The 21328-nt window shown below is 53.7% G+C and carries 18 protein-coding genes; 8 read left to right on the top strand and 10 right to left on the bottom strand.

The window, feature by feature from the left end:
* Positions 1-216: 216 nt before the first annotated feature.
* The 5 genes from yidC to J5A66_RS03795 all read right to left on the bottom strand — a co-directional run bounded on the left by yidC (position 217) and on the right by J5A66_RS03795 (position 6673).
* The gene (gene yidC, locus J5A66_RS03815) at positions 217-2100 is read right to left on the bottom strand and encodes a membrane protein insertase YidC (RefSeq protein WP_211791149.1); all 1884 of its coding nucleotides are present in this window, start codon (positions 2098-2100) and stop codon (positions 217-219) included.
* A 10-nt stretch (positions 2101-2110) separates the two neighbouring features.
* Entirely contained in the window at positions 2111-3721 is a 1611-nt protein-coding gene (locus tag J5A66_RS03810) for a CTP synthase (protein ID WP_211791147.1), read from the bottom strand.
* A 195-nt stretch (positions 3722-3916) separates the two neighbouring features.
* Positions 3917-4414 (bottom strand): dihydrofolate reductase, encoded by a 498-nt coding sequence (locus J5A66_RS03805; protein WP_211791145.1) that lies wholly within the window; start codon positions 4412-4414, stop codon positions 3917-3919.
* An 18-nt stretch (positions 4415-4432) separates the two neighbouring features.
* Positions 4433-5227 (bottom strand): thymidylate synthase, encoded by a 795-nt coding sequence (locus J5A66_RS03800; protein WP_211791143.1) that lies wholly within the window; start codon positions 5225-5227, stop codon positions 4433-4435.
* 42 nt (positions 5228-5269) lie between these two features.
* Positions 5270-6673: an RsmB/NOP family class I SAM-dependent RNA methyltransferase gene (locus J5A66_RS03795; RefSeq protein WP_211791142.1), complete on the bottom strand. Its 1404-nt coding sequence runs from the start codon at positions 6671-6673 to the stop codon at positions 5270-5272.
* A 106-nt stretch (positions 6674-6779) separates the two neighbouring features.
* Between J5A66_RS03795 and J5A66_RS03790 the strand changes: the two genes are divergently transcribed.
* The 4 genes from J5A66_RS03790 to J5A66_RS03775 all read left to right on the top strand — a co-directional run bounded on the left by J5A66_RS03790 (position 6780) and on the right by J5A66_RS03775 (position 11116).
* The gene (locus tag J5A66_RS03790) at positions 6780-7442 is read left to right on the top strand and encodes a DUF6249 domain-containing protein (RefSeq protein ID WP_211791140.1); all 663 of its coding nucleotides are present in this window, start codon (positions 6780-6782) and stop codon (positions 7440-7442) included.
* Positions 7443-7457: 15 nt separating this feature from the next.
* Positions 7458-8003 (top strand): RNA polymerase sigma factor, encoded by a 546-nt coding sequence (locus tag J5A66_RS03785; protein ID WP_211791139.1) that lies wholly within the window; start codon positions 7458-7460, stop codon positions 8001-8003.
* Positions 7981-8334: a DUF5056 domain-containing protein gene (locus J5A66_RS03780; protein WP_211791137.1), complete on the top strand. Its 354-nt coding sequence runs from the start codon at positions 7981-7983 to the stop codon at positions 8332-8334. Before J5A66_RS03785 ends, J5A66_RS03780 begins: the two co-directional genes overlap by 23 nt.
* A 400-nt stretch (positions 8335-8734) precedes the next feature.
* A complete protein-coding gene (locus tag J5A66_RS03775) occupies positions 8735-11116 on the top strand; it encodes a TonB-dependent receptor (protein ID WP_211791135.1) in 2382 nt (793 codons plus the stop codon).
* 340 nt (positions 11117-11456) lie between these two features.
* On the opposite strand, the gene J5A66_RS03770 is transcribed toward J5A66_RS03775, so the two are convergent.
* Together J5A66_RS03770 and lptB are read right to left on the bottom strand one after the other, a co-directional pair.
* A complete protein-coding gene (locus J5A66_RS03770; protein ID WP_211791130.1) occupies positions 11457-12623 on the bottom strand; it encodes a HAMP domain-containing sensor histidine kinase in 1167 nt (388 codons plus the stop codon).
* Positions 12624-13076: 453 nt separating this feature from the next.
* Positions 13077-13892, bottom strand: a complete 816-nt coding sequence (gene lptB / locus J5A66_RS03765) for an LPS export ABC transporter ATP-binding protein (protein ID WP_211791128.1) — start codon at positions 13890-13892, stop codon at positions 13077-13079.
* Between the two features lie 126 nt (positions 13893-14018).
* Between lptB and J5A66_RS03760 the strand changes: the two genes are divergently transcribed.
* The 3 genes from J5A66_RS03760 (at position 14019) to J5A66_RS03750 (ending at position 16069) form a co-directional block, all read left to right on the top strand.
* The gene (locus J5A66_RS03760; protein ID WP_211791423.1) at positions 14019-14765 is read left to right on the top strand and encodes an ABC transporter permease; all 747 of its coding nucleotides are present in this window, start codon (positions 14019-14021) and stop codon (positions 14763-14765) included.
* 67 nt (positions 14766-14832) lie between these two features.
* Positions 14833-15219 (top strand): four helix bundle protein, encoded by a 387-nt coding sequence (locus tag J5A66_RS03755; RefSeq protein ID WP_211791127.1) that lies wholly within the window; start codon positions 14833-14835, stop codon positions 15217-15219.
* A gap of 88 nt (positions 15220-15307) precedes the next feature.
* Positions 15308-16069, top strand: a complete 762-nt coding sequence (locus J5A66_RS03750) for an ABC transporter ATP-binding protein (RefSeq protein WP_211791126.1) — start codon at positions 15308-15310, stop codon at positions 16067-16069.
* Between the two features lie 171 nt (positions 16070-16240).
* Here the strand turns inward: J5A66_RS03750 and trpS are convergent, their stop codons facing one another.
* Entirely contained in the window at positions 16241-17224 is a 984-nt protein-coding gene (gene trpS, locus J5A66_RS03745) for a tryptophan--tRNA ligase (RefSeq protein WP_211791422.1), read from the bottom strand.
* 195 nt (positions 17225-17419) lie between these two features.
* Here trpS and J5A66_RS03740 point away from each other — a divergent pair, with 195 nt between their 5' ends.
* Positions 17420-17644 carry a hypothetical protein gene (locus J5A66_RS03740; RefSeq protein ID WP_211791124.1) on the top strand — a complete coding sequence of 75 codons (225 nt, stop codon included), beginning with the start codon at positions 17420-17422 and terminating at the stop codon, positions 17642-17644.
* Between the two features lie 434 nt (positions 17645-18078).
* Here J5A66_RS03740 and J5A66_RS03735 read toward each other — a convergent pair whose 3' ends face one another.
* Positions 18079-20889, bottom strand: a complete 2811-nt coding sequence (locus J5A66_RS03735) for a hypothetical protein (RefSeq protein WP_211791123.1) — start codon at positions 20887-20889, stop codon at positions 18079-18081.
* 180 nt (positions 20890-21069) lie between these two features.
* Positions 21070-21303 carry a hypothetical protein gene (locus J5A66_RS03730; protein WP_249109924.1) on the bottom strand — a complete coding sequence of 78 codons (234 nt, stop codon included), beginning with the start codon at positions 21301-21303 and terminating at the stop codon, positions 21070-21072.
* Positions 21304-21328 lie beyond the last annotated feature (25 nt).

Genomic DNA, 21328 nt, shown 5'->3' with positions numbered 1-21328 from the left:
TTTAGCGTTTTATGTTTGTTGAATGATCGAGTTCCTTCAATTAGGGGTGAGGATTGTTTTTCTCATTTTTGAGCCTTCCAAGTAGTTGGAAAGCTTGTTTTTCCCATTTTTGAGTCTTCCAAGTAGTTGGAAAGCTTGTTTTTCCCATTTTTGAGCCTTCCGAGTAGTTGGAAAGCTTGTTTTGCTCATTTTTGAGCCATCCAAGGCCTCGGAAAGCTATTTCTTGCCCAACTGCTCGCGTTGACGTTGCATTTCCTGCTGTTGTTTTTGCATAGCTTGCAGGCGGGCGGCCAGTCCTTTGAGTTTTTGCGGATTGTCCTTGGCCTCTTGGTAGTGAGCTTCAAGAATGGCGAGAAGCTTTTCGTCGTTGGTGGTTTTGCGAAGCATCCACATGATGGCGGCACTGAAGAAGAGACTGATGAAATAATAGAAGTTCAGACCCGAGGAGTAGTCGTTGAACATGAAGAAGAACATCACGGGCATGAAGTACATCATCCATTGCATCATCTTCATCTGTTCGGCTTGCTGACCCACCATCTGATCGCGTTGCTGGCGCATGGTCATCATCGAATAGAGCACGTTGGCCACGCAAAAGAGGATGCAGGTGAGAGAGAGGTGGTCGCCCAGGAGCCAGAGGTTGGTGTTCCACTCGATGATGGGGTCGTAGGTGGAGAGGTCGGATATCCACAGGAAGCTTTGGCCGCGCAACTGAATGGCGTTGGGCACGAAGTTGAACATGGCTATCCAAATGGGCATCTGAATAAGCATGGGCAGGCAGCCGGAGAGCGGACTGACGCCGTATTTGGCGTACTCGCTCATCATCGCTTGCTGCTTTTTCATTTGATCTTCAGGCTTGTCGAACTCTCGAGTGGCGGCATCCAACTTGGGCTTGAGCACGCGCATCTTGGCCGAACTCATGTAGCTTTTCTTCACCAACGGATAGGTGATAAGCTTGAGCAGAAGGGTGATGAGGATGAGAACAATGCCCATGTTGATGTTCAACCCCGTGAGCCAGTCGAAAACATAGAGGGTGAACCATCGGTTGATGATACGGAAGAGAGGCCATCCCAGGTAGACGAGGCGTTGAAGTTCGAGGTCTTTGCCGAAGTGACTCTGGCGTTCTACTTGCTGGAGAAGACGGAAGTCGTTGGGACCGTAGTAGAAGTCGAGTTCGGTGGGCTGACGACCGGTGGGATCGAAGAAGGTTTTGAGCTTGGCCTGATAGTGTTTCAGATAGCCCGATCCCTTCTCCTGCGGGATGCTGGTGAGGAGAGCTCCGCTTTGGAAGTCGTTCTTGGCAATGATCACAGCCGAGAAGAATTGATTTTTGAAGGCCACCCAGTCGGTTTTCTCCTCGGTGGGCTCGTCGATTTTCTCGGAGGTCTCGCTCAGATAGTCGGTCCCACCGGTGGTTTTATGATAGGTGAGGGTGGCATAGCGGTTTTCGAAGGTGAATCCTTTCTCTTGCTGGGCGCATCGCTCCTGCCAGTTGATGTCTACGGTGTTGGTGTTGGGATTGAGGATGCCATCCATACCGGTGGCCGAGAGGGTGGCGTGCAACAGATAGTCTTTGCCGAGTCGATATTTCAGGACGAGCTGTTTTCCGGCGGCAGCCGTGGCGGTGAAAGTGACGGTGGAGTCGGTCTGCTCAGAGGGAGTGAAATATAGGTCGGCCGTGTTGGTGAATCCGTCTTTCGAGGCGAGGGTGTAGCTCAGTCGCTGGTTCTGACCGCTGAAGAGGGTGACATCAGGACGGTTGTTGCGATCTTGGAAGCCTTTGATGACGGCTTTCTCTACGATAGCTCCTTTACTGGTCAACTCGAGTTGCAATTTGCCATTCCGAAGCGTCACTTTCTGCTCCGTACCGTTGAGGGCGGTGTGAAAAAGGGCCGACGTATCGGCCATGGCGGCTTGCAGAGTAGCGGTTTTTCGGGCTTCGTTCTCTATCTTTTTTTGTTGGGCTTCTGCCTGTGCTTTCTTTTCGAGTTGTTCCGTTTGTTGTTGCCGGGCCAGTTCTTCTTTCGAGGGTTGGTTCCAAAGGCTGAATCCTATGAGTACGGCGGCAATCAGCACGAAGCCGATAATTGTATTTTTATCCATCTGTGTTGTGTTATGCTTTGGATTTGTTGAGGATGGTTGTCTTGACGAAGTCGACGAACAGGGGGTGCGGGTTGAGCACGGTGCTTTGATATTCGGGGTGGAATTGGGTACCGATATACCATGTCAGTCCTGAAATCTCGACAATCTCGACAAGGTCGCTCTCGGGATTTTTGCCTACGCAGGCCATGCCGGCACGTTCATACTGGGTTTGATACGAACTATTGAATTCGTAGCGGTGACGGTGGCGTTCCTGGATGTGTTCTTGTTGGTAGATGTCGAGTACGCGCGAGTTTTGTTTCAACACACATTCGTAAGCTCCCAGTCGCATGGTTCCACCCATATTGGTGATATTTTTCTGCTCCTCCATGATGTCGATAACGTTGTGTTCGGTCTTCTCATCCATCTCTCTGCTGTTGGCGTCTTCGTAGCCCAGGACGTTACGGGCGAATTCGACCACCATCATTTGCATACCCAAACAGATGCCGAAGGTGGGGATATCGTGGGTTCGGGTATAGTGGGCGGCGATGATTTTACCTTCGATGCCACGCTGTCCGAATCCGGGACAGATCACAATGCCGTCTTGCCCGGCAAGTTTTTCGGCAACGTTTTCCGGAGTGAGTTTTTCGGAGTTGATGAAAGTAAGCACGGCCTTGCGATCATTGTAAGTTCCGGCTTGATAAAGGCTTTCACGGATACTTTTATAGGCATCTTGGAGGTCGTATTTGCCCACGAGTCCGATGTGTACTTCTTCAGTGGCTTTGCGGCGTCGCTCAAGGAAACTCTTCCAGGGCCCCAGGGCAGGTTTTTCGCCGATGGGTTCGCCCATGCGTTTGAGGATGGCGGTGTCGAGTCCTTGATCTTGCATACGCACGGGGGCTTCGTAGATGCTGGGCAAGTCTTCGCTTTGTACCACGCAATCGATGTCGACATTGCAGAAGGCGGCCACTTTTTTGAGAATTCCTTCATTAAGGGTTTTCTCAGTGCGGAGCACGAGCACGTCGGGCTGAATGCCGAGACTTTGGAGTTCTTTCACGCTATGCTGCGTGGGTTTGGTTTTGAGTTCTTGTGCGGCTTTGAGGTAGGGGATATAGGTGAGATGAACGCAGACGGCTCTTTTTCCCAACTCCCATTTGAGTTGTCGGATGGCTTCGAGGAAAGGAGTGGACTCAATGTCGCCCACGGTGCCACCGATTTCGGTAATCACGAAGTCGTAGTGATATTTCTCGCCCAGGAGTTTGACATTGCGTTTGATTTCATCGGTGATGTGCGGAACTACTTGGATGGTTTTACCGAGATAGTCGCCGCGGCGTTCTTTGTCGATGACGGATTTGTAGATTCTTCCTGTGGTAAGCGAGTTGGCCTTGGTGGTTTTGATATCGGTGAATCGCTCGTAATGTCCCAGGTCGAGGTCGGTTTCCATTCCGTCTACGGTGACGTAACACTCACCGTGTTCATAGGGATTGAGTGTTCCGGGGTCGATGTTGATATAGGGATCGAACTTTTGAATGGTGATATTGTAACCCCTTGCTTGCAGGAGCTTGCCGATGGACGAGGAGATGATGCCTTTACCCAGCGAGGAGACCACTCCACCCGTTACGAAGATATACTTAGTTTCTGCCACAATATTGATGTTTTAATTGTTATTATGCACGTTTGGGATGACGAACGACACCAAGGATGCCTGTTCTAAGTGTGCAAAATTACGATAAAAATACGAGAAGAAGTCTTTTCGGGGGTGATTCTGACGATCCCGTAGTGGGTGTTGCTCGTTTTTTGGCCGGTTCTGATCATCCCGTAGGGCATGTTGTTCGTTTCCCTATCCTTCTTTCTCCCAACCAGGCGTGTAATCAACAAAGGTATAGGCGAAGGCGTGTTGCTCGTCTTTCGGATGGGCCTCACTATGCTCGACATGCCAATCGTCGTAGGGCGGGAAGAAGGCGTCGGAGGCGGAGGGAGTGTCGGCTACCTCGGTGAGGCAGAGCCGATGGGCCAGAGGGAGGGCCTGGCGGTAAACTTGTTCACCGCCGATGATATATACCTCGTCGTTCTGCGCACAGCTCTGTAGGGCGGCTTCGAGCGAGGGGTAGCAGTCGCAACCGGGAAAGGCGGTTTGAGTTCGGCTCAGCACGATGTTGCGACGATGGGGCAACGCGCCCTTGGGCAACGACTCAAAAGTGTGCCGACCCATAATAACAGTATGCCCCGTGGTGAGGGTTTTGAAACGTTTCAGGTCGTTGGGAAGCCAGTAGAGCAGGCGGTTGCGGTAGCCGATGGCACGGTTGCGGGCCACGGCGGCAATAAGATGAATGCGCATAGAGGAGATGGATGGGGATTAAACGGAGACTTCGGCCGGAATGTGGGGTTGCGGATGATAGTTTTCGAGAGCGAAGTCTTCGTATCGAAAATCAAAGATGCTTTTCACCTCGGGATTGAGCCGCATGGTGGGCAATGGACCGGGGATTCGGGTGAGCTGCAACTGGGCTTGTTCGAGATGATTGAGGTAGAGGTGGGTGTCGCCCGTGGTGTAGACGAAATCGCCGGGTTGGAATCCTGTCGTTTGCGCCATCATCAGCAGCAACAGGGCGTAAGAGGCGATGTTGAAAGGTACGCCCAGGAAGGTGTCAGCCGATCGTTGGTAGAGTTGCAGACTGAGCCTTCCGTCGCCTACATAAAACTGAAACAAACAGTGGCAAGGCGGCAAAGCCATCTGTTCTACTTCGGCCACATTCCAGGCACTGACAATCATCCTGCGCGAGTCGGGATTTCGACGCAAGGTGTCGACGAGGTTTTGAATCTGGTCGATCGTTCCTCCGTCATAGTCGGGCCACGACCGCCACTGATGCCCGTAGACAGGACCGAGGTCACCATTTTCGTCGGCCCATTCATTCCAGATTCGCACACCGTTTTCCTGTAGGTATCTCACGTTAGTGTCGCCCTTGAGAAACCACAACAGTTCATGAATGATAGATTTGAGATGCAGCTTCTTGGTGGTGAGTAGCGGGAAGCCGTCTTGCAGACAGAACCGCATCTGATGACCGAAGATGCTGAGAGTACCCGTTCCGGTTCGATCTTCTTTCTTGATACCCTCAGAGAGGATGCGCCGCAGGAGGTTTTGGTATTGTTTCATTTCTTTAGGAGTAAAGGGAGTAAGGAGTAAGGAGTGAAGGAGTTAAGACGTATGCTGGGTGATAACTTTTATCACCGTTTGTTCTTCGGGGATATGTGTGCTTTTGATTCGCCATTCCTGCGGATAAAGATTGTTGGCGCGATGGCCGATATTCTTCTCGAAGCCCAACGGTATGCCGCGATAGCGGAGCAAAACGAAGCCGCGGGGCAGAGTCGGCGGCAATGTGACCGTCTCTTTGCGCAGAAAGGCGATGGCCTGCCCGTAATCTAAATCGAACGTCGGGAACACTGCCGAGGAAAGGAGCGTGGAGAGGGCCAGCGATGGATGCGGAACAAAATCCTTTCCCTTTGTCGTGGCCAGCGTAACACCCGCATGCAGCAGGTGCAGCTGCTCGTTGGCGGTATCGTAGAGGTCGATCCAGTGGGAGGGGATGGCTGCGATGAGTTCGCCTCTCTGACGCGGTTCAACTGCCATATCCGATGCGAGCCAGTGAAGGGAAGTTGCCATTTTTCTCTGTCGGTCGCCGTTTCCTTTTCTCTTCGGCATCTCGACCACGTCATCTCCCGTCTTTTGCAGAACGGCCATGAAAAGTCCTTCACTGCGCGACCGCCCAGGCAGAAATCGGTAGGCCGGGAGAAGGGAGTCGATAGCAGGTGCGATGTTCCAGTTCTCTTCAACGCAGACGGACAGAGCCTCTGCTCCCAATTCTTGCACTATCCACTCCACATTCCGCTCGTTTTCCTCAGCATTGAACGTGCAAGTGGAATAGATGAGCAGACCGCCCGGGCGCAGACAGGGCCAGATGTCGCCCAGGATGTTGCGTTGCAGTCGTTGGCATCGCTCCACGTTGTGGCGACTCCACTGAGCTACCGCACCGGGATCCTTACGGAACATGCCCTCGCCCGAGCAGGGGACGTCGGCTAAAATGACGTCGAACAGCAAACCCGACCGCCGATAATCTCCCGCCGAATTCTGAGTAACGATCATATCGGGATGTCCGAACTTCTGCACATTCTCTGTCAGAATCTGTGCGCGCTGAGCTATCGGTTCGTTGCAGAAGAGCACGCTTCCAGGTGGCAACACAGCCCGAGCAGCGGTAGACTTTCCACCGGGCGCGGCGCAGAGATCGAGCACAACTACAGGTCGGTCGACTTTCTGTTGAAGCACCTGCACAACAAACATCGACGCGGCTTCCTGGACGTAATACACGCCGGCGTGGAGTAGCGGGTCAAACGTAAAGTTGGGGCGTTGTGAGAGATAAAATCCATCTTCGCACCAGGGCACCCTACCCTCTTCCGCACACACCTCTGCCCCATGCTCCGTCTTGAAGGGATTGAGCCGAATGCTGGTGGGCGATTCTTCGTCCAGGGCTGCGGCGAGCGCGTCGTACTGCGCGCTGCCCAAGAGCCGGTGAGTATAAGTAGTGAATTCTTCGGACAGAAGCATGGTTGTGCTTGTTTACGGCTGCAAATGTAGATTTTTTTTTCTTCCTTTGCAACTAAATCCCGTTCCTTTGCGTCTGACAGACATAAAAAACCCAAAAGGAAAAGATATGAAAGAATGTTTATTGGCACTGTCTCTTTTGTTGGTGGTGGAGACTGCTGCAGCGGATGTCGCTCCAAGACATCGTCACCACCCGACGACGGCCAGTGCGGTCGATAGCAGCGCAGCTCTCGAGGCTTATTCGGACACGACGTCTGTGAGCAATTCTGCCGGAGCGACCTCTACTGGCGTCTCGCAGGATCTGTTCGACGATGACGACTTCGACGACAATCCGTTCCACTTCATGCGTCAGATGGTGGGCATGGGTGTCGGCGGAATCATCATCGCCTGTCTCTGCATCCTGTTTCTCATTCTCGTGGGTCTGGCTCCGTTTGCAGCCCTCGTGGCCATCATCTACTTCTCCATCCGCCGGCACAACGACCGGGTGAAACTTACCGAGAAGGCTATGGAGATGGGACAGAGCGTGCCCGAGGGTGTGGCTGCACCCCGTGCTCCGCTCAACGATGCGCTTTGGAGAAAGGGTGTGAAGAATGCATCGGTGGGCATCGGTTTGGCCATGATGTTTGTCTTCTTCCATTCGAAGAGTCTGGTGGGCGTGGGCTTGTTTGTGCTCTGCTACGGACTGGGCCAGATATACATGGCTCGCGAGTCGCGCAAGCGGAACGACAGAGAGCGCGACAAAGAGAACAACGATCTTCGCCCCGAATTCTAACTCCACACACAGGACGTGAACACGCTCAACGACATCTCCCTTGTGGCCCGAGCTGCTGAATGCGGCGACCGGACGGCTTTCAACGAGCTCGTCGTGCGGTATCAGTCGCCCATCCGGCGATTCTTCCTCAACCAGACCGCGGGAGATGTGCCGCTCAGCGACGACCTTGCCCAGGACACCTTCATCAAGGCCTACCTCCACCTGAGCCACTTCCGTGGCGCGTCGGCCTTCTCCACCTGGCTCTATCGCATTGCCTACAACGTGTTTTACGACCACATCCGCCGCCACCAACCCACCGAAGACCTCTCTGCCTCGTCGATCCCCCAGCGCAAGGCCGAGACGAGCGACGAGGGGCTCTCGCTCGACCTCTACGCCGCCCTCAACTTGCTCACCCCGCACGAGCGAACCTGCATCACGCTGCAACTCATCGAGGGCCAATCCATCGACCGCATTGCCCAAATCACGGGTATGGTGCAGGGCACGGTGAAGTCGCACCTCTTCCGCGGGAAAGAAAAAATGGCCACTTATTTAAAACAGAATGGATATGACCGAAAAAGATAACGACTTGCTCTTGCGTTTCTTCCACGAGCACCGGCAGGAGATTGCCGACAACGGATTTTCCCAGCGTGTCATGCGTCGTCTGCCCGCCCCGGCTCTCGCTCCCGGGCAGAGTAGGCTTTGGCGGGCCGTCTGCCTCACGGCGGGTCTGGTCTTCTTCTTCCTTACGCATGGTTGGGAGCAGCTTCTGCCCATCTTCCGCATTCTCTACGGCGAGTGCAGCGTTGCCCTGCATTCTGTCCACATCACCGCCTCCACGCTGCTCGTCCTCCTGGGCATACTCTCCACTCTAGCCGTCGTTGCGGCTTATAATGTGTGGGATTTGGAGGAATAAGGAGAAAGGAGGAGTAAGGAGTTAAAGGAGTAAAGGAGTGAAAGGGAGTTAAGACAAATGCTTCTGTATCAAATACGGCGAAAACGGCGTCTCTGAACAGTTCAGAGACGCCGTTTCTGTTTCCGCGGCCGTTCTGCACGCTGCAGAAAGCCTCCCTGGGTGCCAGCGGCCGTTCTGAAAAGTTCAGAAAGCTTCCCTGGGTGCCAGCGGCCGTTCTGAAAAGTTCAGAAAGCTTCCCTGGGTGCCAGCGGTGGTTCTGAAAAGTTCAGAAGGCTTCCCTGGGTGCCAGCGGCCGTTCTGAAAAGTTCAGAAGGCTTCCCTGGGTGCCAGCGGCGGTTCTGCACACTGCAGAAAGTCGAAGAAAAACAATAAATACTCCCCAGAGGCGTTATTAAAAACGATGAAACAAATTCTCTACTCCCTTTTCGCCCTCATTCTGTTGGCGGCAGCACAGCCGGTGACAGCACAATCGTTCGCGCTGCAAGGCCGCGTGGTCGACGAGAAGATGAACCCCATCGAACTGGTCACCGTCGCCATCCCCTCGCAAGGAAAAGCCACCCTCACCTCGCTCAAAGGCGAGTTCCGCCTCAGTCTGCAATCAGCAGACTCCGTAGTCGTGCGCTTCTCTATGATCGGCTACCAAACACGCACCCGCATCCTGCGGCATCCCCGCGGTAAACAAACCCTACAGGTGGTGATGCACCCAAGCGATAACCTCCTGGGCGAAGTCAGCGTCACCGAGATGAGACGACAGACAGGACAGACGCAAACCCTCAAAAAAGATGCCAACCGAATGGGACCCTCCGCCTCGGGCAACGCCGTGGAAGACCTCATCCAATCGCAAGCCGGCGTTTCCACCCACAACGAGCTCTCCTCGCAATATAACGTGCGCGGCGGAGCCTTCGACGAAAACAGCGTCTACATCAACAACGTCGAAGTGTACCGCCCCTTCCTCGTCCGCAGCGGACAACAAGAGGGGCTCTCCATCATCAACCCCGACCTCGTCGAACGTATCGACTTCTCCACCGGCGGATACGCCGCCAAATACGGCGATAAAATGTCCTCCGCCCTCGACATCACCTACAAACGCCCCACCCACTTCGAAGCCAGCGCAGCCGCCAGTCTGCTCGGAGCAAGCGCCTACCTCGGTCTGGGATCTCGCAACCTCTCCTGGAGCAACGCCCTGCGCTACAAAACCACACGCTATCTACTCGGCTCACTCCAAACACACGGCGAATACCGACCCGCCTTCCTCGACTATCAAACCTATCTGAGCTACACCCCCAACCCGCGATGGCAACTCGACCTCATCGCCAACGTCGCCGACAACCACTACAACTTCACACCCGCCGACCGCGAAACACGCTTCGGAACCATGCAAAACGTACGCTCCTTCCGCGTCTACTTCGACGGACAAGAGAAAGACCTCTTCCGCACCCTCTTCGCCTCCCTTACCCTCACCCGGCGCTTCAGTCCACAAGCCTCGCTCTCGCTCATCGCCTCCGCCTTTCATACCCGCGAAAGCGAAACCTACGACATCCAAAGCCAATACTGGCTCACACAAACCGAAACAAGCGAAAACCTCGGCGTGGGCACCTACTTCGAACATGCCCGAAACCATCTCAAAGCGCAAGTGCAAAGCCTCCAACTCATGCTCAACCGAAAAATGCAGGGACATACCCTCGAAGCCGCCCTCTGCCTCAAACACGAACGCGTGGAAGAACGCAGCACCGAATACGAAATGCGCGACTCCAGCGGCTACAGCATCCCCCACACCGGCGGCGACCTCAACCTCATCTACAGTCTCCGGGCCGTCAACACCCTCAAAGCCCGTCGCACCGAAGCCTACCTCCAAGATACCTACCGCTTCACCAGTCAACACGGCCACACCCACTTCACCTTCAACTACGGCCTCCGTCTGAGCCACTGGAGCTTCAACGGCGAGACCATTCTCAGTCCGCGTCTATCGCTGGGCATCGTTCCCGCCTTCAATCGCAACATCACCCTCCGCCTGGCCACCGGCCTCTACTACCAGGCCCCCTTCTTCAAAGAACTGCGCGACACCTCCACCACCGCCGGCATCACCCGTGCCACCCTCAACCGCAACATCAAAAGTCAACGTTCCATCCACTTCATCGCTGCCGCCGACTACCGATTCAACCTCTCCGGCCGCCCCTTCAAATTCACCGCCGAAGTCTATTACAAAGCCATGAACCACCTCGTCCCCTACAGCGTGAACAACGTCAAAGTAGTCTACTACGGTCAGAATCTCAGTCGCGGACACGCCGCCGGCGTCGACCTCAAACTCTATGGCGAATTTGTGCCTGGAACCGACTCCTGGATCAACCTCTCCCTGATGGATACCCGCATGCTCCTCAACGGAAAGACTCTGCCCCTGCCCACCGATCAACGCTACGCCGTCAACCTCTTCTTCACCGACTACTTCCCCGGAACCGACCGCTGGAAAATGTCGCTCCGCCTGGCTTTCGCCGACGGGCTCCCCTTCGCCGCCCCCCACCGCCAACTCGAAAATCACTCCTTCCGTGCTCCCGCCTATAAACGCGCCGACATCGGCATGAGCTACCGCCTGCTCAACAACGAGACGCACGCTGCACGATCGCCCTTCCGTAACATCTGGCTCGGCATCGATTGCCTCAACCTCCTCGGCATCAGCAACGTCAACAGCTACTACTGGATCACCGATGTCACCGCCCAGCAATACGCCGTCCCCAATTACCTCACCGGTCGACAAATCAACGCCAAACTCCTCTTCGAATTCTAATTTCCGCTCCCTCCAATCCACCCCATCTGCCCCACCCTCCTTTCTCCATCCCACATGAGAGAGACGTTCTCTCCATACCTGGGAGATGATCTCCCAATACACAAGAGGTGGCTTCCCGAACATAGGGAAGCCACCTCCAGTAAATGAAGAGAAGTTCAAAGAAAGAGTGTATTATGTGCTGTTCTTAAAAAAGAATTCTCCATACTTACACCTTACGACAACTGGTATTTATTGCATTGTCCATAAGGGCATAGCCAAGAACTTATAATTATTACTTTTGTTGCCTAAAAGATGGGGCAAAGGTAGCACATTCTTTTGAAATGTGCAAATATGTTCAGGGTTATCGTGGGAGCTCAATGCGGAAGGTGGTGCCGAGGCCTGGCTCTGAGGATTTCACCCAGATTCGGCCTTGGTGGTAGTCTTCGACGATGCGTTTGGCGAGCGAGAGCCCCAGTCCCCAGCCGCGTTTTTTGGTGGTGAATCCGGGTCGGAAGATGTTGCGGAGGTCTTTTTTGCGGATGCCTTTACCGGTGTCGGACACGGAGACGATGGCCTTCCCTGCTGTCTCCGTGAGGGTGATGTCGATTGTTCCGCCGGCATCGCTCATCGCATCTACGGCGTTTTTGCAGAGATTTTCTATCACCCACTCGAAGAGCGGACTGTTGAGGCGGACGATGATCATGTGTTCGGGCAGATGGGTTTGTAGGTGGATGTGTCGAGAGGTGCGCCGGTTCATGTAGTCGGCCACATGCGTGAGGGCCTCATTGAGGTTGGCGGGGACGGGTTCGGGCCGGGAACCGATTTTGGAGAATCGTTGGGCGATGAGTTGCAGCCGACTGATGTCTTTCTCCATTTCGGGGATGAGGTGGTCGTGGGGATAGGTCTCTTTAAGCATTTCGGTCCAGGCCATGAGACTGGAGATGGGGGTTCCGAGTTGGTGTGCGGTTTCTTTGGACAGTCCCACCCACACTTTGTTTTGTTCGGCCCGTTTGGAGGTGAGCAGGGCAAAGATGGCCACGACGACGAAGACGAGCACGACGCCCAATTGGACATAGGGATAGAGGGCCAGTCGTTGAAGGATGAGCGAGTCGTCGTAGCAGACGTCGATGTGTTCGGCTCTATTCGAACCGTCGAGCGAGATGCGGATGGCTCGTCCCTGGTCACGCAGTTGTTGTCCTATGCGGGCGAGCTGTGCCATGGAGTCGGCCGCAGTCGGGGCCGAGAGCCTGACGTTGCGGAAGGTCTGCACCCGTCCTTCGGCATTCAGAACGATGACGGGGATGGTGTTGTTTTCGTCAATGACTTTGAGGACAAGCCTCAGGTCGGTGTTTTCGTCGGCTTGGTTGAGGGCCCGCATGGCTTCGGCCCAGGTTTCCATTTTGTGTCGTTCTTCGGTTTCGAGGTCGCGCGTAAGGGTGTGCGATACCACCAACGAGCCTACGGCGATGAGCACCGCAGCCACCACCAGGGCGATTTTCATTTGTCTGATTCTGTCTGTCCAATCCATATTCTGCAAACGCAGAAACTGCGCCAATATTGCATCCGCCTTTTTAGGGGGAAGGAGTAGAGGGAGTAAGGGAATAAGGAGTGAAGGAGTGAAAGGGAGTTAAGACAAATGTTTCTGCATCAAATACGGCGAAAACGGCGTCTCTGAACTGTTCAGAGACGCCGTTTTTCTCTTCGCGGCCGTTTCCCCGCGGCGGGGAATCTTTCCCTGGGTGCCAGCGACCATTTCCCGCCGCGGGGAATCCTTCCCTGGGTGCCAGCGGCCATTTCCCGCCGCGGGGAATCCTTCCCTGGGTGCCAGCGGCCATTCACCGCCGCGGGGAATTCTTCCCTGGGTGCCAGCGGTCGTTTCCCGCCGCGGGGATTCCTCCCTGGGTGTCAGCGGTCGGACTAAAAAGAGAGAAGCACCGCTGGCGGGCCCAGCAGTGCTTCTCGAGAAATGGAGGGAGGGAGGTTATTCTTCTCTGGCTCGACGTTCCTGATCGAGAGTCTGAAAATCTTTCTTCCGTAACACAAAACTGTTGCTCAGGTATTTTTCGCGCACGATTTTGTTGGCAGCCAGTTCCTCGGGGGCTCCCTGGAAGAGGATGCGTCCTTCGAAAAGCAGATAGGCGCGGTCGGTGATGGTGAGGGTTTCCTGAACGTTGTGGTCGGTGATGAGGATGCCGATGTTGCGGTATTTGAGTTGCCAAACGATGTGCTGAATGTCTTCCACGGCGATGGGGTCGACGCCGGCGAAGGGCTCGTCGAGCATGATAAATTTGGGGTCGATGGCCAGGCAACGGGCTATCTCGGTGCGTCGACGTTCGCCGCCCGAGAGCTGGTCGCCCTTGTTTCGGCGTACTTTGCCCAGGCGGAACTCCCGGATGAGGCTCTCGAGCTTTTCGAGCTGATAGGAGCGGGGCCGACCGGTGAGCTCTAAAACGGACATGATGTTGTCTTCCACGCTGAGCTTGCGAAATACGCTGGCCTCCTGCGGCAGATAGCCGATGCCGGCCCGAGCGCGTTTGTAGACGGGGAAATCGGTGATTTCGGTTTTGTCGATGTAGATGTGACCTTCGTTGGGGATGACCAGTCCGGTGGTCATATAAAAAGAGGTGGTTTTTCCTGCACCGTTCGGCCCGAGCAGCCCCACGATTTCTCCTTGTCGCACGTTGATGGAGACGTTGCTCACCACCGTTCGCTTGCCATATCGCTTCACAAGTCCCTCAGCCCGCAGTTCCATGTGGGTGTCGGCGTGCTGTGCGGGGTTGTTTTCCATTTCGTTCATAGTCCTTATTTTATTGGCTGCAAAGGTAGGCATTAAATGTGGCAACAGGAAATAAAAGAGACCCGGTACATGCTTTTCTACCATATTTTGCGTACTTTTGCAGCCAAAATCAACGTTGTATTCTTTATGCTGATTCTCAAATATCTTACCACGCTGGGCCGATATCTCCTCTTAATGGGACGGTCGTTTGCGCAACCCGAACGGATGCGGATGTTCCTCAAGCGTTATGTCAAGGAGATGTCTCAGTTGGGGGTCGACTCGGTGGGCATCGTCCTGCTGATCTCCTTCTTCATCGGAGCGGTGATCTGTATTCAGATGAAGCTCAACATCCAAAGTCCGTGGATGCCGCGGTGGGTGTCGGGCTACACCACTCGGGAGATTATGCTTCTGGAGTTCTCCTCGAGCATCATGTGTTTGATTCTCGCCGGAAAGGTAGGCTCGAACATCGCCTCTGAACTGGGCACGATGCGCGTAACACAGCAAATCGATGCGCTCGACATCATGGGGGTGAACTCGGCCTCGTATCTCATCTTGCCTAAGATTCTCGGACTGGTCACGATTATGCCTTTCCTCGTTATTTTTAGTTCGGCTATGGGCATCCTCGGTGCCTATGCCACAGCCTACATCGGGCATATCCTCACACCGGCCGATCTCACCCTGGGTCTCCAACACTCCTTCAACCCATGGTTCATGTGGATGAGCATCATCAAGAGTCTGTTTTTTGCTTATATCATCGCGAGCGTTTCGTCCTACTTCGGCTACACTGTCGAGGGCGGCTCCGTCGAGGTGGGCAAAGCCAGTACAAACGCTGTAGTGAGCAGTTCGGTACTGATTCTCTTCTCCGACGTGTTTCTCACGCAAGTACTGAGTTAAATCAGGAGTAAGGAGGAGTTAAGGAGTGAGGAGGAGTTAAGACGAATGTTTTGTTAATAGAAATAAGATGAATCATAGTTTTAGTTTTGAAAACATCATCGCCTGGCAAAAAGCACACGCTTTTGTCCTACTTGTATACAGATGGACTCGCCTATTTCCTCATGACGAAAAATTTGGTTTAACCTCACAATTTCGTCGAGCAGCTATCTCCATCGAAGCCAATATTGCAGAAGGATATAAGAAGATCAGTCGTTCAGACAAACTCCGTTTTATGAATATTGCACAAGGTAGCTTGGAAGAATGCAGAGACTACATCATCTTATCGCGAGATTTACAATATATCGATAGTATCGCATTTCAAGAATTGCATAATGCCATATCAGAAGCAAGCAAACTGTTGAATGCCTATTGTAACGGCATTCTTAACAACAATGGAGTAAAAGACGTATTATAAGGACTATCCATCTTTCATCCTCCATCCTACATATACATATGTCTTCACTCCCTTTCACTCCTTCACTCCTCCTCACTCCTAAAAAGAAATGATTGAAATCAGGCAACTCACCAAGTCGTTCGACGACAAGACCGTGCTCAAGGGCATCGACGCCGTTTTCGAAACGGGCAAGACGAATCTCATTATCGGACAGAGCGGGTCGGGCAAGACCGTATTGATGAAAAATCTCGTCGGTCTGCTCGAGCCTACCTCGGGACAAGTGCTCTACGACGGGCGCAACTTCGTTACCCTCTCGAAGCGCGAGAAAGTGCACATGCGCCGCGAGATGGGAATGATCTTCCAAAGCGCTGCCCTATTCGACTCGTTATCGGTACTCGAAAACGTGATGTTTCCCCTCGACATGTTCTCCACGCTCACCCTACGCGAACGAACCAAGCGCGCCCAGGAATGTCTGGCCCGCGTTAATCTTATCGATGCCCAGGATAAATTTCCCGGCGAGATCTCGGGCGGCATGCAAAAGCGCGTGGCCATTGCACGGGCCATCGTGCTCAACCCCAAATATCTCTTCTGCGACGAACCCAACTCGGGGCTCGACCCGAAAACCTCGCTCGTCATCGACGAACTGCTCTCGGGTATCACCCACGAGTTCGGCATGACCACCATCATCAACACGCATGACATGAATTCTGTCATGGGCATCGGTGAGAACATCTGCTTCATTTATCAGGGCCGAAAGGAATGGCAGGGAACGAAAGACGATGTGATGACGTCGACCAACAAACGCCTCAACGATCTCGTCTTTGCCTCCGACCTCTTCAGAAAGGTGAAAGAGGTTGAGGAGAAACGATAATTTTCCAAGATACATCAACAAAAGAGAGCATGCCGACGTATTCTGGCATGCTCTCTTTAGTTGATTTCCTGCTGATTCCTCTGTCGTTGACAGAAAACTTCTGCGGGTCTCGCTAAAGGTTCTGTCGTTGACAGAAAGCTTCACTCCCGTTCACTCCTTAACTCCTAACCATCATCTGAATCCGATGATTCGCCGCACTTCCTTGAGTGTGGCGGCGGCACTCTCGCGGGCCACTTCCGCTCCTTGACGGGCCACCCGGTCAAGGAAATCGACATCGGAACTGAAAGCCTCGATACGCTCGCGGATGGGTGCCACTGTCTTGATGATATCCTCAGCGATTTGCTTCTTGAGGTCGCCGTAGCGCAGGGAGCAGTCGTTCCATTTCTCGTCGAAATAAGCATAGGCATCGGGTGTGGAACAAATTCGCAGAAAGGTAAAAAGATTTTCGATCACCTCGGGTCGCTCACTATTGGGCGTTTGCGGCCCCAAGTCGGTCACGGCCCGCATCACCTTCCGGCGGATGGTCTTATCGTCATCCCGCAGGTAGATGCAATTACCCTCGCTTTTGCCCATCTTTCCGCTACCGTCGAGCCCTGGCACCTTCACAGCCTCGGCATTAAAATAGAAGTTTTGCGGCTCGGGAAAGAAGTCCACCCCATAGATATGATTGAATCTCCGGGCGCATCGGCGAGCCATCTCCATGTTCTGCTCCTGATCTTTGCCCACCGGCACTTTTTGGGCACGATGCTGCAAGATGTCGGCCGCCATCAGCGTGGGATAGGTGAGCAGACCGGCGTTGACATTGTCGGGCTGCTTGCGGGCTTTTTCCTTGAAAGTGGTCACACGCTCGAGTTCGCCCAGATACATGTTCATGTTCAGAAAGAGATAAAGCTCAAGTGTCTCCTTCACATCGCTCTGCACATAGATCGGGGCCCGCTCGGGGTCAATGCCACAGGCCAGATATTCGGCCAAGATGACGCGCGCGCTGCGTTGAATATCCTCGGGTTTGGGACTGGTGGTGAGCGAGTGCCAGTCGGCAATAAAGAAAAGACTCTCATACTCGTCTTGCATCTTGACGAAGCTCTTCACCGCTCCGAAGTAATTTCCAAGATGCAGATTGCCCGTAGGCCGTATTCCGCTTACTACTTTTTCCATATCGATATCTGTCATTTTAGTGATGTCTCCATCCGTGTTGATCACTGCAAAGGTACGACAAAGGGCACGTTCTTCAAAATAATCGCCGTGCCTTTTCCCCCAATAGGTATTCTCCCCTCCCTTCGACTGGTGCCCTCCCAGCGCATGGGAGATGACTTCACGATGCATGAGAAATACGATTCCGATGCATAACAAATGGCCTCCCGATGTACAAGAGTGCTTTACGATGTACGAGAAACCACCTCTTGCGGTGTAAATGATGTTCGCGCGCAGAGCACCAAGTACTCTTTCGTTAACAACCGCATAGCGGTTGGTCTGTTGGCAGGGCAGGGTTGGCGAGTGAAACGAGCCTACCCTGTCTACGACGTGAAAAGAGAAAACAAGGCCGTAGGTCTTGGTCTGTTTAATTCCCTTAAGTGAGGCGGGTCGGGGAGATGTTTTGCCCTCTTGAGTTAGAGGGATTTTCGATAAAAACAGACCAACCCCTTTGGGGTTGTTATGGGTGGGTGCCGCTTAAACAGGGTAGGCTCGTTTCACTCGCCAACCCTGCTCTACCAACGGACCAACCCTTACAGGGTTGTTTGCGCACAGTGTTTCCAATAGGTGGTAGATACGATTTTAATGCATGGTAGATGGTCTACCTGTGTATAACAGATGCTATTCCAATACATAGCAGATATCCTCTAGATATATGGCAGATAACCTCACGATGCGCGGCAGATGACCTTCTGATGCGCGGGAGATGCTCTCCTGATGTATGGGAGGTGATCTCCCGATACGCAAGAGGTGACCTCCCACACATCGGGAGGTCACCTCTGCTATTTTAGATGATGGTTATAAGCCGTTTTGATGTCTTATTCCGTCACGGGCCGCACGGTCAAACCATAACACCGAGTGTCGATATTCAGCGGAACCACGGGATTCGAGATGAAGAACAGGAAGCAAGCGTCACTCATGCTGCTCGGAACGGCCGACCAATACCAACCGGCAGTTCTCACGCTGCCGAGCGAACCATCGTTGTTGGCACGACTGCCCGAAGCGGGGAAAAAGATCGTAGAGGTATTGCTGCCGTCGGTAAAGAAGTTCCAACCAAAGTTAGTATTGAAGTTGGTGGCATCTTTTGTACCCTGCACGTTCATTTCTTCTGCCTTAGTGGAATTGAGTCCTGTAGTGGTAAACCGTGTGAAGGCGTTGTTGGCAGGCAGGTGGAAGCCGACAGGACTGGGGTCGTAAACCGTTTTGACCACGGGAAGGTCATTACCGGTATTAGGAATCTGCGTTGTGGTATTATTGGCAGACCATAGGTTATAATAAGAGTAACCCGCAGGAGGATTGCTAGACCAGGAAGTACCCGAAGTGTAGAAGCTACCGGGGTTTTGAATACCATTGGTGATGGACATGTTGTCGCCCTCGTTCTTCTTGAACAGCTGACCGACGGGATAGAGAGTAGGCTCAGTGTTTCCGGTCAATCCACCGGGGAAAGCATCCTTGCGACCCCACTGGTAGAACGTGTTATAACCCACTTTTGTGCTACCGGGATGCTGCGTGATAACGATGTCGCCCGGCTGATGAGAGACTAACTGCTGAATGCGCACTTTTACCCGACGAGGCTGTTGCTGAACTGAACCATTCCAAGAGGTGCATTTCCAACCCAGATTTTCGGTGGAGAAGTTATAGGTATGAGAGCCGCTGTGGTTGATCACGGGGATGGGGTCGAGTACATAATCGGGTGCAAACCACAAGTGCCAAGACCATACGATGATATTGCCTTTCTTGACCGCCACCACGGCATTGCCGCTTTTGATATCGGCCGCCTTTACTTCGAACTTTAAGTAGGTTTCATTGCCACTACGTTCAATGGGATTGGCATCGAAGTGTACCAAGTCTTTCTCGTCTTCCCAAACAATCTGTGCACCATCGATGCCGTTGTTGGCTCCGCCGTTCGTCTTTTCAATCCACGGGTCGGTGATGTTCTGACCATTATGGTCTTTAAAGTTCTTCAACACGTAGCCAATGTTAGGGTCGGTGAGGCTGCCGTTATAGGTGTAGGACGCGGTATTGTTTATTCCATTAGTAATGGCGTTGCCATACACCAAGGGCAGTTTGTAAAAGCCCGGGTGAGAGATGACATAGCAGTTGGCCGTGCTGCGCGTAGCGCGGGCGTTGCCCTTGATGTCATGCATCGAAAGGTCGTAATAGGCGGAGGAAGTGCCCTTGGGACCAAGCTTGAGGGCATCGTTGCGCTCTTTGAGCAGGTCTTTCATAGGCATCTTCTTGATCGTCGCCTGCCCCTGATCGGCTGCCGTATAGTTCTCGGTTTGGGTGCGGACGTTACTCAAGCCCTCCAACCAGTCGGGCTTGTTCATGCCTTTGTCCTCCCAGGCGTTCGTGGCATAGTTGTATTCCTCGTAGCCTACAATCTTCCATCCTACTGCGTGTTTCACACTGGGATCGGAAGGGTCGGTGCGGAAGCTCTCCACAGTGTACGTGCCGCCGTTGGTCTCGTTGTAGGCTGCAGCGGTGGTGGGGCTCGTCACCGTAAAGCTATAGTTCCAATTGCTGGTGGTGTTGCTCAGTTTGTAGGTACGCGTGGTGGCAGGTCGCCAGGTACCGCTCAAAGGAATGTTGATGTTGGCTGCATCGCTGAACTCAATATGAAGGGTGATGCCAGCCAAGGATTGCGGAAGCATGTAGAACGTATAACTGTCGTTATCCTTACCTACGAGCACCTGATTGGGCAGACTGCTCGTGCTGATGCCAGGAATGCCCAGGGCGAGCGAGAAGTTCGTTTTCGAGCCGGCATCCACTGTCCATTGCAAGCCCTTACCGTTGGTGCTATCCGTGAGTTGAAGCCGACCTTTGCTGCAGGCGTTGCGCAGTTCTACCTTCGTGATGTGTTTGTTCCACGAGAGGTTCTGACCTACAGCGATCTTCACGGCCGTGAGGGCGTGATAGAACTCGAGGTTGGTCTTGGGGGCTTGGTGGCGTGTGGCATACTCTACTTCGCCCGAACAGGCCACCATGAGGTCGACTTGGTCGGTGATGTTCGGCTTGACCTCGAAATCGAGATAAGGGGTGCCGCTATGCGTGGTAGGCGAGAGGGCGATGCCGTTGGCCGTGGTGGCCTCGGGATAGACCGCATAGAAGCGGGCATAGCGTTGAGTCCAGGCCCATTGAAGCGGCGTGACCAAGGTACCGGCAGCGTTGGTGGGAGCACTGTAGAACCATTCGGGGCGGCCCACCGTAAAGCCGGCCGTCGCGCTGCGATAGCCCAGCGAACTGAAGCGGGCGTCGATGGCGGTTTTCACGCTGGCCCGTGTACCAGGTTGGGGCAGCACGGCGTTGATGCCCTCGGTGGTAGTTTCGATCAGGCAGGTGTTGGGCAGACCTTGCACTTCAAGGCGACGCGTGGCCAGGTCTTCACTCGAAAGGCCTTGTGCCTGCTGGCGGGCAATGATGGCAGCACGCGTGGCGGGGGCACTCTGCGGCTGGGACAGTCGGTTTTCCTGTGCGGTGCTCACATCGAAAGAGACGTTTACGCCACGGTCACCCTGCACTTGTTGGTTACTGGTATTGTCGTCGGCACAGGAACCGATGGACAAACAGGCGATGCCGGCCAGCATGGCGGCAAGGCATCGATGAAGAATGGAATAGGAATGTTTCATTGTTATTATTCTTTATGGGGGTAGCCTGCTTCGCCCTACCACATCTCACCGCTATGCGGTTGTTCTCGACGGTGATGATCCGCAGTTGTTAGCGGAGAGGGCGTGAAGCGACTACTTACTACTTTACTACTTACTTCTTTTACTACTTACTACCTTTACTACTTTACTTCTTACTACTTACTACTCAATGGTCTCTTCCTCCCAAACCCATCCGCTCCAGGGTTTGGCACCGGCCACTTCGTTGTCGCCGTCTTCGTTATCCTCGGGTGCAGGATTGACATGAACGGTTCCGCCACCGCCCCCTCCGGGCTGCACCTGGGGACTGGCGGCCAGTAGGCCCACCTCCTGTTGCAAACACATGATTTGAATTTGGGGCGAGCAGTAGGCTCGACCGCTGACTTGATTTCTTTTCATAACACAATGAAAATTTATAGATAAA

The sequence above is a fragment of the Prevotella sp. oral taxon 475 genome (genome assembly GCF_018127805.1).
Taxonomy (GTDB): Bacteria; Bacteroidota; Bacteroidia; order Bacteroidales; family Bacteroidaceae; genus Prevotella.
The sequence above is the reverse complement of the archived record's forward strand: the minus strand, read 5'-3'. Positions and strand labels throughout refer to the sequence as shown.

Bases quoted from the DNA above. Each gene is read 5' to 3' on its own strand.
- yidC (WP_211791149.1), bottom strand. From the start codon at position 2,100: ATGGATAAAAATACAATTATCGGCTTCGTGCTGATTGCCGCCGTACTC.
- J5A66_RS03805 (WP_211791145.1), bottom strand. From the start codon at position 4,414: ATGCGCATTCATCTTATTGCCGCCGTGGCCCGCAACCGTGCCATCGGC.
- J5A66_RS03800 (WP_211791143.1), bottom strand. From the start codon at position 5,227: ATGAAACAATACCAAAACCTCCTGCGGCGCATCCTCTCTGAGGGTATC.
- J5A66_RS03795 (WP_211791142.1), bottom strand. From the start codon at position 6,673: ATGCTTCTGTCCGAAGAATTCACTACTTATACTCACCGGCTCTTGGGC.
- J5A66_RS03790 (WP_211791140.1), top strand. From the start codon at position 6,780: ATGAAAGAATGTTTATTGGCACTGTCTCTTTTGTTGGTGGTGGAGACT.
- J5A66_RS03780 (WP_211791137.1), top strand. From the start codon at position 7,981: ATGGATATGACCGAAAAAGATAACGACTTGCTCTTGCGTTTCTTCCAC.
- J5A66_RS03775 (WP_211791135.1), top strand. From the start codon at position 8,735: ATGAAACAAATTCTCTACTCCCTTTTCGCCCTCATTCTGTTGGCGGCA.
- J5A66_RS03770 (WP_211791130.1), bottom strand. From the start codon at position 12,623: ATGGATTGGACAGACAGAATCAGACAAATGAAAATCGCCCTGGTGGTG.
- lptB (WP_211791128.1), bottom strand. From the start codon at position 13,892: ATGAACGAAATGGAAAACAACCCCGCACAGCACGCCGACACCCACATG.
- J5A66_RS03760 (WP_211791423.1), top strand. From the start codon at position 14,019: ATGCTGATTCTCAAATATCTTACCACGCTGGGCCGATATCTCCTCTTA.
- J5A66_RS03755 (WP_211791127.1), top strand. From the start codon at position 14,833: ATGAATCATAGTTTTAGTTTTGAAAACATCATCGCCTGGCAAAAAGCA.
- J5A66_RS03750 (WP_211791126.1), top strand. From the start codon at position 15,308: ATGATTGAAATCAGGCAACTCACCAAGTCGTTCGACGACAAGACCGTG.
- trpS (WP_211791422.1), bottom strand. From the start codon at position 17,224: ATGGAAAAAGTAGTAAGCGGAATACGGCCTACGGGCAATCTGCATCTT.
- J5A66_RS03740 (WP_211791124.1), top strand. From the start codon at position 17,420: ATGGCCTCCCGATGTACAAGAGTGCTTTACGATGTACGAGAAACCACC.
- J5A66_RS03735 (WP_211791123.1), bottom strand. From the start codon at position 20,889: ATGAAACATTCCTATTCCATTCTTCATCGATGCCTTGCCGCCATGCTG.
- J5A66_RS03730 (WP_249109924.1), bottom strand. From the start codon at position 21,303: ATGAAAAGAAATCAAGTCAGCGGTCGAGCCTACTGCTCGCCCCAAATT.